At 50.5% G+C, this 616-nt stretch carries 1 protein-coding gene; it reads right to left on the bottom strand.

What is annotated here, in order from left to right:
• Window positions 1-281: 281 nt before the first annotated feature.
• The coding region (locus ACYC56_RS10420; RefSeq protein WP_461374114.1) for a C40 family peptidase at window positions 282-616 on the bottom strand (335 nt) is incomplete at its 5' end.

The following is a 616-nucleotide window of genomic DNA, read 5'->3' on the forward strand; positions in this document are numbered from 1 at the left end:
TACTTCTTTGGTGATGTCCTTTAACTCCACTCGCTCCGACGTAGACACGCTAAAACTCATGCACACCTCCCGATAAATTAGAGAGTATAGATATTGTGGATATTATTGTAGATATATAAGTGTGAATAGGGATGATTTCTTTATGTGGTACCCATTTCCTGCATTTCTCTAGAGAACAGGAGCGGAGCGGGCGGATAATCCAACATAAAAAAGGGCGGGGATGATCTCCGCCCAACTTTCTTATTCTGTACTTAGCTCTACTTTCTTATGACCCCTGTCCTTTAAGGTCTTACCGCGCCGACATAGCCGCCGTGATCGCTTAAATTGCTGATCTTTACGACATCGCCCGTGCGCGGTGCGTGGATAAAGTTGCCGCCGCCGACGTAGATGCCGACGTGTGATATTGAGCCGCCGTGGGCGAAAAATACGAGATCGCCCGCTTGTAGCTCATCACGGCTTACATGCTGGCCGCAGCCGTACTGCGCCCTGCTCGAGTGTGGAAGTGATACGCCCACCTGGCCATATACATAGCTGGTCAAACCGGAGCAATCAAACGATCCCGGACCGTTAGCGCCCCAACTATACGGCTTGCCAAGCTCGTTCATAGCGATGCCGA

The organism is Candidatus Aquicultor sp. (genome assembly GCF_054640775.1).